The 13,857-nt window shown below is 73.3% G+C and carries 8 protein-coding genes; 1 reads left to right on the top strand and 7 read right to left on the bottom strand.

All coding sequences use genetic code 11. The annotated features are described in order from the left end of the window. Positions 1 to 37: 37 nt before the first annotated feature. The 7 genes from QK442_RS05845 to QK442_RS05815 are packed head-to-tail and all read right to left on the bottom strand — an operon-like array spanning position 38 to position 11,827. Positions 38 to 295 (bottom strand): acyl carrier protein, encoded by a 258-nt coding sequence (locus QK442_RS05845; protein ID WP_282692725.1) that lies wholly within the window; start codon positions 293 to 295, stop codon positions 38 to 40. Next, positions 282 to 4,250 carry an amino acid adenylation domain-containing protein gene (locus tag QK442_RS05840; RefSeq protein WP_282692724.1) on the bottom strand — a complete coding sequence of 1,323 codons (3,969 nt, stop codon included), beginning with the start codon at positions 4,248 to 4,250 and terminating at the stop codon, positions 282 to 284. Before QK442_RS05840 ends, QK442_RS05845 begins: the two co-directional genes overlap by 14 nt. Before the next feature lies 1 nt (position 4,251). Continuing rightward, positions 4,252 to 5,427, bottom strand: a complete 1,176-nt coding sequence (locus QK442_RS05835; RefSeq protein WP_282692723.1) for an alanine racemase — start codon at positions 5,425 to 5,427, stop codon at positions 4,252 to 4,254. Continuing rightward, positions 5,417 to 8,551, bottom strand: a complete 3,135-nt coding sequence (locus tag QK442_RS05830) for an AMP-binding protein (protein ID WP_282692722.1) — start codon at positions 8,549 to 8,551, stop codon at positions 5,417 to 5,419. The genes QK442_RS05835 and QK442_RS05830 overlap by 11 nt, the downstream gene beginning before the upstream one ends. Then, positions 8,536 to 9,177: an FMN-binding negative transcriptional regulator gene (locus tag QK442_RS05825; RefSeq protein WP_282692721.1), complete on the bottom strand. Its 642-nt coding sequence runs from the start codon at positions 9,175 to 9,177 to the stop codon at positions 8,536 to 8,538. The genes QK442_RS05830 and QK442_RS05825 overlap by 16 nt, the downstream gene beginning before the upstream one ends. Positions 9,178 to 9,179: 2 nt before the next feature. Then, entirely contained in the window at positions 9,180 to 10,325 is a 1,146-nt protein-coding gene (locus QK442_RS05820) for a hypothetical protein (protein WP_282692720.1), read from the bottom strand. Further along, complete coding sequence (locus QK442_RS05815) at positions 10,322 to 11,827, bottom strand: class I adenylate-forming enzyme family protein (protein ID WP_282692719.1); 1,506 nt, start codon at positions 11,825 to 11,827, stop codon at positions 10,322 to 10,324. Before QK442_RS05815 ends, QK442_RS05820 begins: the two co-directional genes overlap by 4 nt. A 461-nt stretch (positions 11,828 to 12,288) precedes the next feature. On the opposite strand from QK442_RS05815, the gene argH reads away from it, so the two are divergent. Next, the gene (gene argH, locus QK442_RS05810) at positions 12,289 to 13,818 is read left to right on the top strand and encodes an argininosuccinate lyase (RefSeq protein ID WP_282692718.1); all 1,530 of its coding nucleotides are present in this window, start codon (positions 12,289 to 12,291) and stop codon (positions 13,816 to 13,818) included. Positions 13,819 to 13,857 lie beyond the last annotated feature (39 nt).

Below are 13,857 nucleotides of genomic sequence, written 5' to 3'. Positions count from 1 at the left end.
TTCCGTGAGGGTGTGGGTCCGTGAGTGCGGGCCCGGCTCACCCGGCGTGCCCGGAGGCTCCGGTGGCGCGTACGAGCTCCGCCGCGAGGCCGGACACGGTGACCGGGCCGGCGAAGAGGGCCTCGAGCTCCAGGTCGACGTCGAAGCGGTCCTCCAGCGCCGACAGGATCTGGATCAGGGCGGCCGAGTTGACCCCGTGACCGATCAGGTCCGCGTCGGGGTCGGCCGCGAGGAGCGGATAACCGTGGGCCCCGAGCTCGGCGAGGACCGCGGCGCGCGCATCAGATTCGGACATCGCTCTTGACTCCTTCGATCGCGTCTCTGACCTGCTTCGTGTTGTCGCCGTCGAAGACCGCGAAGTGTCCGCCGGCCAAAGAGGAGACCTCCTCGCGACGGGCGATCCCGGCCCAGGCGGCGGGGTGGGCCTCCGCGGGCCCGTCCGCGGCCCGGAACTCCACCAGGGGGACGGCCGAGGGGACGGGGTCCCAGTCGCGCAGCAGTGCCATGTTCTGTCGGTACACCGCGAACCGGGTGCCGAGCGCCGGGTCGGCGGCCGCCCGCGCGCTGTCCAGCCGTACGCCGCTGGTCTCCTCGATGTCCCGGAGGAACCCGGCGAGCAGCGCCTCGTCGCCGTCGCCGCTGTCCGACCCGCGTGACACCGCGGATACGGGCGTGTCGATCACGACCACCCGGGCCACGGCCGGGCCCGAGAGGCGGGCGGCCTCGTAGGCCAGGGCACCGCCGAACGACCACCCGGCGAACACCTGGGGCACACCGTCGGCCGGGAGCTGCCCGGAGAGCTCCGCCAGACAGCGCCGGGCGAGCCCGCCGAGCGTCGTGACGGTACCGCCGGCGGCCTCCTCCTGCGGCGCGTCGAGGCCCACCACGTGGACGTCGATGTCCCCCGCGAGCTCCCGGACCAGGTCCGCGTAGCAGGACACACCGCCGCCCACCGGCGGGAAGAGGACCAACCGCAGCCTGGGCGCGGCACTGCGCCGGGGCCGGTACGTCCAGATTCCGGAGGAGCCCGGGGTACGCGGCCGGCGGCAGAGCTCGGCCAGACCGGCGACCGTCGGATCGGTCATGAAGCTCCCGAACCCGATGTCGTGGCCGTACCTGCTGCGCAGGACCGAGAGCAGCCGGATCGCGTCGTACGAGGTTCCACCGGCAGCGAAGAAGCTCTCGCCGCCCGGGGCCTCGCCCAGGACCTCCTGCCAGCAGTTCGCGACCTCGCGGGCGAGCAGGTCCTGTTCGTCGACCGGTTCCTCGCCCACCGGGGGCTCGTCCCACGGCAGTTGCTCCAGGCGGCGCCGGTCGAGCTTGCCGTTCGCGTTCAGCGGGAGCTCGTCCAGCTCCCGCAGCGCGTCGGGGACCATGTAGTGCGGCAGGGAGTTCCTGAGCGAGGCGAGCACGTCCTGCCGCCAGCTGTCCGTCGCCGCCTCCGTGAGGGTGACGCAGGCGACGACCCGCTTGCGCCGGCCGTCGTCCCGGACGGCCACGGCGCACCGGCCGATCCCGGGGGCCCGCTCGACGAGGTGCTCGATCTCGCCCAGTTCCACCCGGTGGCCGTTCAGCTTCACCTGGCTGTCGGTCCGCCCCAGGAACTCGACGTTCCCGCCGGGGTGGCGGCGACCGCGGTCGCCGGTGCGGTAGAGCCGGCCGAACACCGGGTCGTCGGAGAACGCGGCCGCGGTCTTCACCGGGTCGGCGGCGTAGCCGTCGGCGACCCCCTTCCCGGCGATGTGGATCTCACCGATCTGCCAGTCCGGACACACCTCGCCCCAGGCGTCGAGGACGAGGATCTCCTGGCCGGGCAGGGCCTTGCCGTAGGGGATCGACCGGCCGGCGCAGTCGGCCTCCTCGACGCGGTGGAAGATGGACCAGATCGATCCCTCGGTCGCGCCGCCGAGGGAGATGACCTCGGCCTCCGGGGCCATCCGCCGCAGCGCGGACGGCAGCGTCAGCGGGATCCAGTCGCCGCTCAGCAGGAAGGCGCGCACCGACGGGATGGCGGCTCCCTCCTCCGCCAGCAGCGACGCCAGGGCCGGGGCGGAGTTCCAGAGGGTGACCCGGTGCCGGTCCATGAGAGCGGTCCAGCGGGCGGGGCTCTTGGCGCTCTCCTCCGAGAGCATCACCACGGAGCCGCCGCGCACCAGTGGTCCGAAGACGTCGTACACCGAGAGGTCGAAGCCGATCGAGGAGACCGAGAGGATCCGGTCCGCCGCCGTGACGGCGAACTCCTCGTTCACCGCGTCGATCGTGTTGAGGACCGCGGCGTGCGAGATCACCACGCCCTTCGGCTCGCCCGTGGAGCCCGAGGTGAAGATGGTGTAGGCGGTGGCGTGCGACGGGACGTCCGCCCCCTGGCACCCGGCCGGCGTCCGGGCCTCCGGCACGGCCCCGGGCCTGGTCTCGGGATCGGTCCCGGACTCGGTGCCGGGCACGGCCTCGTCCGTGGGAAGCGGCAGCGGGCGCGCGCCCCGCTCCGCCCAGCGCGCGTCGGCGGCGGGCCGCCCGTCGGTGATCGCGAAGCGGACGTCACCGCGTCGCGCGATGCTGTCGAGGCGGCCGTCCGGGATGCCGTGATCCAGCGGGATGTAGGCGCAGCCGGCGAGGAGGCCGCCGAGCATCGCGACGACCTGGCCCCGTCCCCGGGGCAGGTGGACGGCGACCCGGTCACCGGAGCGCGCACCCGCCGCCAGCAGCAGATCCGCGACCGCCCGGGCCTGTCGGACCAGTTCGGCGTAGCTCAGTGTTCCCCGCTCGTCATGGACGGCGGGCGCTTCGGGACGCCCTGCCGCGCACCGCAGCACCCGCTGGTGGAGCGTGTCGGAGGGAGCTTCGGCGGAGGTGGCGGGGCGGGGGCGCGGTGGTGCGGACACGACGGCGCGTGCGGGGCGGCGGGTCCAGTTCTCGCCGTCCTCGGCGAGCTCCCGGACGAACGCCTCGCACCGTGCCACGAAGTCCTCGGCGAAACCGGCGTCGAAGGCGTCCGTCCGCCAGTCGAAGCCCAGCCGGACGGTGCCGTCGGACTCCCTGACGACCTGGTGGTCGATCAGCACCTGGGGGACCCGTAGCTGGACGTCGTCCCAGCGGCGGCGCAGTCCCAGGGCGGATTCGCGTACCCCGTCGACCTCCAGTGCCGTGAACGCGAAGGGGTGGGCGAGCCGTCGCAGATCCGCGGTGGGGTCGGCGAGCCGCATGATCTCGGCGCCGCTCAGGGTGGCGTGCATGGCCTGGGACAGGTATCGGCTCTGCACCGTCCGGGCGATCTCGGCGAAGCTCTGTCCGGTCGTCTCCGGAACCTCCAGTGGCATGGTGGCGCCCTGGTTGCCGAGGGAGACGGGGGTCACCGGTCCGGTGCGCCGGGAGTGCAGGACGGTGAGCGTGTGGGCCGCGCCGCCGCCGAGACGGCCGAGGACGACGCCGTAGGCCGCGAGGTAGACCATCGCCGGGGTCAGCGCGTGGGCGCGGGCGTACGTGTCGATCAGGCCCGCGGTGGCCGCGTCGAGGGTGACCATGCGGTGCGACACCGCCGGGCCTGAGTCCCGCCAGGCGGGCCGCAGCGGCAGCTCCGCCGGGGCGGGAAGCGCCGCCGCCCGTGTGCGCCAGAAGGCCGCGTCGCGTGCGGACCGGTCCCGGCGGGGCCGACCGTGCTCGGGCGCCCTGCCGGACGTACCGGAGGCGTCGGATGTACTGGATGTACCAGATGCGTCGGATGTACCGGAGGCGTCGGCGGTACGCGTCTCCGCGCCGCTCGGGTCCGCGACCAGTTCGCCGAGGAAGACGGCGAGCGACGCCGCGTCCATCAGCCACAGCGCGTACACGAGGTGCAGCCTGGCCCGGTGCGCGGAGCGCACCACGGACACCTGGAACTGCGGCCAGCCGCCGAACTCGAAGGCGTCGGACGTCCAGGCGCGGCGGACCGCGTCGTCGGCCGCGTCGAAGTCGGCGTCGTCGACCCAGCGGACGTCGACGTCCACATCCCGGGCGACGTCCGCGGGCAGTGTCGACAGGGACAGGTCGGCGGCCTCGTCGAGGCGGAGGACGTGGTTGTCCCGCACCAGCCGGCGCAGCTGGGCGCCGATCCCGGACACGCGCTCCGTGCTCAGGTCACAGCTCAGGTAGTAGCGGGCCGGCCCGCTGAGTTCGAGGCCGTCCTGGCCGCCGATCAGGTAGGCGCGCTGGATCGGGCTCAGCCCGTCCCGCGCTCGCCCGGTCCGGGGGCCCTGGGGCGTGGTGTCACTCATGTCAGAAGACGATCTCTCTCACCTTGTCGCGGCTCAGGAATCCGCCGGGGCTGAAGCTCGGTCCGTACGCGCCCACGTCCGGGAAGACCAGGAGGTCGCCCGGTTCCACGGCGGGCAGTTCGATGTCCGCGGCGAGCACGTCGAGCTGCGAGCAGAGCGGACCCGTCACATAGGTGTGCGGGACCGTCGGGCGGTCCTCCGCGCCCAGCGCCCGGACCCGGAGCTCGCCCCGGTCGCCACCGGACAGCAGGCGGCTGGCGAGGAGGAGGTCGTTCATGCCGGCGTCGACGAGGACGTACCTGCGGTGGCCGACGGTCTTGACGTCGAGGACGGTGGTCAGCAGGCTGCCCGCCGGACCGGCGATCGACCGGCCGTACTCGCAGACGAGCGGCAGCCGGTCCTCCTCCGGGACGTCGGACTGGGGGTCCGCGGACTCCAGCGCGGCCCAGTCGACCGGGGGGTCGGCGTCGCGCCAGGGCATCGCGATGCCGCCGCCGACGGAGACGAAGTCGAGCGCGAGGCCGAACTCCTCGGCGCACGCCCTCGCGCGTTCCGTCAGGGCCTTCCGCGTGTCCAGGACGATCGCGGGATCGTCGTACTGGGAGCCCCAGAACAGCTGGAGACCGGTGACCGACAGCGGCGAGGCGCGCAGGACGTCCACCACCTCGGCGAGGTCGTCCTCCGCCACCCCGAACTGGTTCGGCGTGGGCTCGGCGTCCCGGGTCCGGCCCGGATAGGGCAGGTTGAGCCGGATCACCGCGCGCCCGGTCACCCCGAGCTCGACCGCCACCTCGGCGAACAGGCGGGCCTGCAGGGGCGATTCGACCGTCGCCGCGACCCCGGCGGCCAGGGCCGCCGCCGCTTCCGCGCGGGACTTCGCGGGTCCGGTGAAGAGCACCCGGTCCGGCGGCGTCCCGGTGTCGAGCGCGGTCTCCAGCTCCGTGAGCGAGCAGACGTCGAAGCCGTCCACCAGCGGAGCGAGCGCGTTGACGACCCCGGTGTACGGATTGGCCTTCAGCGAGTAGTAGAGGCCCGCCCCCGGAGGCGAGGCCGCTCGGATCCGCGCCACCGCCTCGCGCAGCGCCTGCCTGCGGTACGCGTACACCGGAGTCCGGCCCGCGCGGAGGGCGAGGAGCCGTGCCTCGTGCTCGGTGAGTGGTGCCGTCTCATGCCCCATCGAGGTCTCCTCCTGCTTCGCACAGTGCCGCGAGGACGTCCGCGTGCAGCCGGTCGATGACATCGGGCCGGTCCATGGCGATCCCCCGCCGGTAGTAGTAGGTGAGGGCCATCTCGCCCGCCGACATCTGCAGTTCGCCCTGCAGCTGGTAGCGCAGGGTCCGGCCCAGCGACCGGGGCCGCCACGCCCCGAGGTCACGGGCGCGCAGGCCCCGCGGCTTGGGGTGCTGGTTGAAGAGCACCGTCGACAGCGGGAAGTGCTCCGTGCCGTCGAGGCCCAGGGCCTCGGCCCGCTGGTCGAACTCCCAGGCGCTGTGGGCCACTCCGTCCTCCAGCTGCCGGGCGAACTCGACGGCCCGCTCCGCCGGTCCGTCGGGACCGCGGCCGCGTACGACGAGTTGACTGGTGAACATGCCCGCGGTGCCGGCCCGCGCTCCCTCCCGCACCTGGACGGGGACGACGAGGGTCAGCGGGCCGAGCCCGAAGGTCCTGGAGACGGCTCGCTCGAACGCGGCCAGCACGACCGCGAAGACCGAGACTCCCCGCGCCTCCGCGATCCGGTGGGCGGCCCGCGTGCCGGTGACGCCGAACGGCCGCGAGATCAGCTCCCCGAGGCGGGCGCCCTCGCCGCCGGCTTCCGGGAGTTCGGTCTGCCCCGCCCCCTTGAGCAGGTCCTCCCAGTAGGCGGCCTCGGGAACGGCCGTGTGTGCGGTGCGCTCGGTCGCCCGGCAGTAGGCGCGGTAGCCGTGCGGCGCCGGGGCGTCGGGGAGCGTCCTGCCCGTCAGCAGGGAGCGCAGCTCGTCGGCGACCAGGTCCAGGCTCAGCCCGTCGACGAACAGGTGGTGCGCCACGACGAGGACGGAGCTGGTGCCGGTGCCCGGGACGGCGACCACCCTGAGCGGTGGGGCCGCCGTGGGGTCGATCAGTTCCGACACCGCCCGGACGCGGGCGTCCTGGACCCGTGCGCGGTGACCGCGCTCCCCGCCGTCGTCGGCCTCGCCCCCGTCGTGGAGCACGCCCGGGCAGCGGACATCGGCGGCGTCGCGGTGGAGTTGACGCGTCCAGTCCTCCGTGAGCGAGAGCCTGAGGACGTCGTGGCGGGCGACGACGGCGTCGACGGCCGCCGCCACCTCGGCCGGGGTCACGGCCCGGGCGATCCGTATCTCCCGTGAGATGTTGCACCAGTTGGCGTTGCCGTCGCTCATGCAGACCGCCATGTAGGCCCGCTGGCGGGTGGAGAGAGGAGCGACGTCCGGGTCTCCGGCCGCCGCGGGGAGGGATTCCGGTTCGGGGACGGGCGGGGACGCGGGGCTGCCCGACGGGGTTGCCGGGCCGCCCGCCCGACCGCGCTCCCGCTCGATCGCCCGGCTCAGGGACGCCACGTCGCGGTGGGCGAAGCAGTCCTGCACCGAGAAGTCGGTCGCGAACCGCCGGTTCACCTCCAGGACGAACTCCATCATGTCCAGCGAGGTGAGCCCCGCGTCGACGAACGACGTCGTGGCGGTGGCGGTGGAGTCGAGGCCGAGGAGTCCGCACAGCGTCCCGGCGACATCGGTGACCGGGGGTGCCCCGGCGACATCGCCGACCGGGTGTGATCCGGCGCCCGTCCCGGCCGGGGCGTCGGCGAGCGAGGCGGCCAGGGCCACCCGGTCGACCTTCCCGCTGCGCAACAGCGGGAAGGCTCCCCGCAGGTGGACGGCGGGACGGGGCAGCCGCATCCGCGACGCCACCCCGTGCACCGCGTCGCGCAGCTCCTCGGCCCGGGCCCGGGTGGGGTCGGCGACGGCGAGGAACGCCTGCGGGCCCTCCCGGTCGACCACCACGCACTGCTGTACGCCGGGCAGTTCCTCGATCTCGTCGACGAGGCGGTGGAAGCTGACCCGTCTGCCGGAGACCTTCAGGTCGTTCCCGAGCCGCCCCGTCACCACCAACCGGCCGTGCTCGTCGAGGTATCCGCTGTCGCCGGTGCGCAGCACCCGGGGCATCGGATCGACGCGGAACGTCTCCGCCCCGTCGGCGTCCTCGGCGAGGGTGCCCAGCGCCGGCGCGGCCGAGGTGATGAGCACCTCGCCGCGTCCGTCGGCGTCGGGCCGGTCGATGGCGACGGAGACGCCCGGCCGCGGGGATCCGACCGGTACGCCTTCCGCGCCGCCGTCACCCGCGCCCTGGACGTTCCGGCGGAAGAGCTGCGCGAGCGTCCCCTCGGTCATGCCGTAGAGGTTCACGAACTCGGCCCCGGGGGCGATCCCGTTCCACTGCGCGGCCACGCGCGTCGGCAGCACCTCGCCGGCGAAGAAGCCCAGCCGCAGGTGGTCGAGGCGGAGACCGTCCGCCTGGAGGGTGTCCGCGATCCGGCGCGCGAGCGAGGGGACGAGGAAGGCGAGCGTCGCCTCGCTGCGTACCAGGTGGTCCGCGAGCGCCCGCAGGTCCAGCTGGGCGTCGACCTCGGGCAGGGCGAGCCGGCCGCCGACGGCCAGCACGGCCAGCAGTTCGCGCAGCGAGGGGTCGAAGTTCACCCGGGTGACGGCGGCGCAGACGTCCGTGCCGCGCAGTCCGAACTCCGTGGTGAACCACGAGAGGAAGTCGCCGAGACCGGTGCGGCTGCCCACGACCGCCTTGGGGGCGCCCGTCGATCCCGACGTGGGGATGAGGTAACCGGCGTCGTGCGCCGCGTGGCGCCGGACGCGCCGGGCCCGGTGCCCGGCCGGGAGTTCCAGGAGGACGCGGCCGGTGGCGGACTCCAGGACCCACTCGTCCACGGCGCCGATCCCCCGGTAGTGCGCCGCCGTGGAGACGTCGCTGCTCAGGACGGCCGACGGCCGGGCGACCTGCTCGGCCCACGCGTACTGGTCGGGCCGCAGGCCGGCGTCGACCGGCACGGGGACGGCACCACTGCGGAGGGCCGCCAGGAGTCCGACGACATAGGCCGGAGTCAGCGGACCGAGCACCAGCACGTGGGTGCGGGCCGCCCCGCGCTCCGAGAGGGCGCGCGCCAGGTCGTCCACGGCCGCGTCGAGCTCGGCGTAGGTCAGCCGCCCGCCGCGCCAGTCGACGGCGGTGCGGTCGTCCGGACGGAGGCCGAGCAGTCGGCCGAGCCGGTCCTGCCCGTTCATGAGACCGGACATCCCGGTCCTTCCGTCGGCGGGGCGAGGACCATCCGCGCCAGCTCCCGGAGGGCGTCGGCGTCGGCGTCCCGCAGCGCGGTGGCCAGGTTCTCCGTCCCGCCCTTGCCCTGGTTCAGCCGGAAGCACGAGGTGAGGCGGAGGTCGCGCAGCCGGAAGCCGACGATGTGCTTCAGGTACTCCCCGGAGAGGTCCGCGGGGATCTCGTCCAGGGTCCAGGTCGAGCCCTCGACCGTACGCTTCTGGAGCCGGTCGATCAGCAGCTCGACGTCGGCGCGCTTGCGGACGTCGTCGCTGAGCTCAAGCCGGCCGCTGATCTCGACCGCGCAGTAGAGCCAGGTGGGGATGCGGCTGCGCGTGCCGAACCATTCGGCGGGGATGTAGGTGTCCGGCCCCAGCACGGTGATCGTGGCGGGCGCCCCGGTCTCGAACACGGCGGACATCCCGTTGGCCCGTGCGACGTGCCCCGCGACGAAGAGTTCGCCGTCCGCGCTCTCGCGCAGGTCGACCGGGAGCGGCGAGGTGAAGACCTCACCGGCGTGGTACGTGGCCAGGACCCCGAACGACCTGGCCCGGACGAAGTCGCGCACGGCCGACGGGGGCAGACTGAACTGCTCTTTGGTGTACATGATCAGTTGCGGTCCCTCGTGTCCGGGTTCAGAAGCTCCAGGCCGATGCCGTGACGGGCACCGCGCTGCGGCGGGTGGAAGGCGATCGCGTTCAGACCGCCGGCGAGCAGCGTGGGGAAGGAGGTGCGGGCGAAGGACGCGCCGCCCGCGGCCCGCAGCAGCCGGCCGCCGATGCCGCCGATCCCGTCCTCGATCCGGTCCCTCGCCGCCGTCGCGCGGTTGAGCTGTTCCTGGAGGGGGGCGCCGGTGTCGATCGCGCGTGCCGCGTCGAGCAGGCCGGCCTCCAGCTCGCGGAGCTCCGCCGCCGCGGCGGTCCAGCCGCGCGCCTCCGGCCGACGGTCCCGGGGGGTGGCCGCCGCGAGGCAGCAGGCGATCCCGAGGTACGAGGCGCTGATCAGCAGCTGGAACCAGCTGTAGCAGTCGGTGGCGAAGCGCCGGCCGGTCTCGCCCCGCAGGGGGAAGACCTGCTCCGGCGGCACCGGGACGTCCGACAGACGTACGGCGTGGCTCTCCGCCGCGAGGAAGAGCGGACTGGTCCAGAACGGTTCGCGCTCCACGCCGTCGGCACCGGCGTCCACGAACGCCTGCGCGTATCCCTCGGGTGTGCCGTCCGGCGCGCGCAGTTCGACCATCAGCGACAGCACGTCCATGCTGCGGGACAGGGAGCACGGCCGCTTCAGGCCGCTGACGCGGTATCCGGCGGCGTCGCGCACGGCCTGGCTGCCCAGGCTCCGCAGGTCCCGGCCGGGGGTCGACTCGGCGCCGCCGGAGGCGACGAGCCGGGCCTCGTGGGCGATGCCCTTGAGGATCGTCGCGGCGCCCTCGTCGCCGGAGTCCGCCACCTGGCCGAGCGCGGCGATCTTGTAGTGGTGCATGGTCGTCGCGATGGCCGCGGACGGGGCCATCGAGCCCAGCGCCACCTGGAAGCGCACCGCGTCCTGGGCCGAGGTCCCCTTGCCGCCGCAGGAGGCGGGGACGAGCATCGTGGTCGCGCGGGTCCGCTTCAGGAGCGCGAAGACGGCGCCCGCGTCCTGCTCGTGGTCCATCGGCGTGCCCGCCGCCAGCGCGGCGTACACCCCGTCGGCCACGCCGTCGAGCCGGTCCGGCGCGTCCGGGAGGAAGCTCTCCCCGATCGGGCCCCTGGTCATGTTCCGTCCCTCTTCCCGGTGTTCATGAGCTGCCTGACGGCGGCGTAGTCGGTCTTGCCTAGCGGTGTACGCGGCAGTGCCTCGGCGAACTCGTACCGCTGGGGCAGCTGGGGGGAGAGCAGGCGCTCGCCGAGCCGCCTGCGTACCGCGTCCGGATCGAACCCGGGGCCGGTGACGAGCAGGGCGGCGACCCGTTCGGTGGTTCCCGCGTCGGGGACGCCGACCACGGCGCACTCCAGGACGCCGGGGCACTCGCGCAGCGCGGCCTCGACCTCCAGCGGTCCGACCTTGTGTCCGGCGACGTTGATGAAGCCCGAGCGGCGGCCGAGGACGTACCAGCCGTCCGGCTCCGCCCGGACGAGGTCCTGGGTCCGCAGCCAGCCGTCCACGAACATCTCCGCGGTCGCGGCGGGGTCGCGGTGGTAGCCGCGGGCCAGGGCGGGACCGCGCACGTGGAGCTCGTGGACGACCGGTGTCCCGGCGTCCCCGGCCGGCACCGGTTCCAGCCGGTGTTCCACTCCGCTGATCGGCCTGCCGATGGAGCCCTTGCCGACGTACGTCCTGTCGAAGCAGATGGCGCCGATCTCCGACAGGCCGTAGACCTGTCGCAGGGGCAGGCCGTACCGCTCCAGGAACGCCTCCTGGGTGCTCGTCCCCAGCGGCGCGCTGCCGGCGATGGCCAGCCGGAGCGTGCGGAGCGCCGTCGCCGGCACCCGGTGCGCGGAGACGAGCATCTGGTACATGAGCGGCAGTCCGCTCATCACCGTGACCTTCCTCGCCTCGATGAGGCGGGCGAGTCCTCGCCCCGTCGACCGGGAGCCCTCGGCGAACACCACGGTCGCGCCGGTCAGGAGCCCCGGCAGCGTCAGGATGTCGATGCCGTGGCAGTGCGACAGCGGCAGCGCGCACAGCACCACGTCCGACGGGCCGAGTTCCAGGTCGCCGCTCCACAGCCGGACCCTGGCCGCGATCGCCGCCTGGCTCATCACGATGCCCTTGGGCTCACCCGTCGAACCGGACGTGCAGTGCACGACGAAGTCCCCGGCCTCGTAACCGCTGTCGGACCTCGCGCGGCGCGACTCGGCGCCGGGCGACGGTACGAGGCGGAACGAGGCCCCGCCGGCGGGACCGGGAGCGTCCACGGCCAGCCGGGTGACGTCGAAACGGGCGCAGGCGCGCTCCCTCTCCCGCTCGGAGAGCCGGCTGTCGAGGAGGACCGTGACCACGCCGAGCTTCGCCGCGGCCAGGTAGAGGGCGACGAAGGCGACCGGGGACCCGGCGGCGAGCCCCAGGACGTCGTCCCCGTCGAGTTCCGCCGCCAGGCGCCCGGCGGCGGTCTCCACCGCGTCGAGCAGCGTCGCGTACGAGGAGACGGTGCCGTCGCGGTCGACGACCGCGGGCGCGTGCGGTGCCGAGAGGGCGACGGTCCGGAAGGCCCCGTACAACTCGCCGTGGTCTTCGGGGGCGTTCTCGGCGCCGGCCGCCGGGGCTGGCTGGGACACGGTGGGCTTCCTCCGGGATCGGGGGTTTTCGTTCTTTTCCGCTCGGCGGATCGCGAACGCCGCGCGCGGAAAATGCGAGCGGGAATGTGCGGGCGAGAACAGGTGGCGGTGGAACGTGAATCCACTTCGAGGGCGGTGCCCGGATAATCGCCGGCGACTTCGACGTCCGCTCGGCGAGCAACGTGACGAAATCACAGAGAGTTCGACCGGACAAGACCGTTTCACATGTCGAGACATGCGGGCGGAGGGGCGGAAAGTCCTTGGGGAAGAGGGCGGTTGGGCAACGCCGCGGGTCGGGGGCTTTCCGCTTTCGCGTGCCGCGGCTGGCCATCTCCGGACACGTCCCTACGCGGCCAGTCGATGACCGTGGACAGCCGCTCGGACGTCCTCTGATGATCGAATCCGATATCGACAGACAGAAAACGCGGCTGGAATCGCGCCAGATCGAAGGAAGTATTCAGATGACCGACAAGTTGTGGGGCGGCCGCTTCGACGAGGACATCACGCCCGATGTCCTCGACTACACGCTCACGACGGATGTCGATGTCCGGCTCGTCTTCGCCGATCTCTGGCAGGACATGGCGCACGTGCTGATGCTCGGGCGGCAGGGCGTCATTCCCGAGGAGACCGCGAGCGCGATCCTCGGTTCGCTGCTGAAGCTGTGGGAGCGGCACGAGCGCGGTGAGCTGACACTGCGTCCGGAACTCGAGGACGTCCACTTCAACATCGAGCAGATGGTCATCGAGGACCTCGGTCGCGAGGTCGGGGGCCACATGCACACCGCACGGTCCCGCAACGACCAGGTCTCCACCGACGCCCGCATGTACCTGCGACGCGTCCAGCTCGACGCGGTCGCCGCCAACCTGGCCCTGATCGAGGAGCTCCTCTCCTTCCCGGAGGAGGAGCTGCTGTCGATCCTGCCGGGATACACCCACAGCCAGGCCGCGCAGCCCGTCTCCGTCGGCTTCTGGAAGACCGCGCACGCCAGCCTGCTGCTCCGCGACGTCCGGCGGCTGCGCGGCGCCTTCGAGCGGACGGACGAGTCGCCGCTCGGCGCCTGCGCGCTGGCCGGCACCTCCTTCCCGCTCGACCGGGAGACCACCGCCCGCCTGCTCGGATTCGGCGGCGTCCTGAGCCACGCCCTCGATGCCACCAGCGCGCGCGACTACCTCATCGAGACCGCCTCGGCCTTCGCGCTCGGAGGGAACAACCTCTCCCGCATGGCCGAGGAGATCGTGATGTGGAGCGGCCACGAGTACAGCCTGGTCGAGGTGTCCGACGCGTACGCCACCGGCAGCTCGATCATGCCGCAGAAGAAGAACCCGGTCGTCGCCGAGCTGACCCGCGGCCGGTCCGGCCGTACCGTCGGCACCCTCGTCCAGCTGCTCACCATGGCCAAGGGCGTGACCCTCGGGTACAGCTGCGACCTCCAGGACGACAAGCCGTACCTGTGGAACGCCATCGACACCTACCTGTCGACCCTGCGCATCGTCGCCGGCCAGGCCCGCGGGCTCCGGTTCGACGGCGAGCGCGGCGAGAACCTCTGCTGGGACAACTTCTCCACCGCCACCGAGCTGGCCAACTACCTGGTCTCCGACCACGGCATCCCCTTCCGGGAGGCCCACCACATCACCGGCACGCTCGTCTCGACTCTGATCAAGGAGGGCGCGACGCTCCGGGACACCGTCGCCGGCGCGCGGATCCTGGCCGAACTCGGCCACCCGGTCGAGGAGTCGGTGCTGGCCCACATCTTCGCCCCCCGCACCGCGGTGACCAGTTACACCAGCCCCGGCGGAACCTCCCCGCAGAGCGTCGAGGCCGTCCGCGCCGAGCTGCGGAACGCCGTCGAGGGCCACGCGGAGTGGCTGGACTCGGCACGCCAGAAGCTCCGGACCGCCCACGAGGCCACGCTGCGGGCCGCCCGCGAGGTCGCCGGCGGGGCGGAGACCGCCAAGGTCCTCGACGCCGTCCTCGCCGAACTGGCCGCGTGACCCCTCAGGCACCGTCCCCAGCCCGTCATCGCACCCTGG

Source organism: Streptomyces sp. CC208A (genome assembly GCF_030010625.1).
Classification (GTDB): Bacteria; Actinomycetota; Actinomycetes; order Streptomycetales; family Streptomycetaceae; genus Streptomyces.
The sequence above is the reverse complement of the archived record's forward strand: the minus strand, read 5'-3'. Positions and strand labels throughout refer to the sequence as shown.

Excerpts from the sequence above, each read along its gene's own strand:
- QK442_RS05845 (WP_282692725.1), bottom strand. The coding sequence starts at position 295 with ATGTCCGAATCTGATGCGCGCGCCGCGGTCCTCGCCGAGCTCGGGGCC.
- QK442_RS05840 (WP_282692724.1), bottom strand. The coding sequence starts at position 4,250 with ATGAGTGACACCACGCCCCAGGGCCCCCGGACCGGGCGAGCGCGGGAC.
- QK442_RS05835 (WP_282692723.1), bottom strand. The coding sequence starts at position 5,427 with ATGGGGCATGAGACGGCACCACTCACCGAGCACGAGGCACGGCTCCTC.
- QK442_RS05830 (WP_282692722.1), bottom strand. The coding sequence starts at position 8,551 with ATGTCCGGTCTCATGAACGGGCAGGACCGGCTCGGCCGACTGCTCGGC.
- QK442_RS05825 (WP_282692721.1), bottom strand. The coding sequence starts at position 9,177 with ATGTACACCAAAGAGCAGTTCAGTCTGCCCCCGTCGGCCGTGCGCGAC.
- QK442_RS05820 (WP_282692720.1), bottom strand. The coding sequence starts at position 10,325 with ATGACCAGGGGCCCGATCGGGGAGAGCTTCCTCCCGGACGCGCCGGAC.
- argH (WP_282692718.1), top strand. The coding sequence starts at position 12,289 with ATGACCGACAAGTTGTGGGGCGGCCGCTTCGACGAGGACATCACGCCC.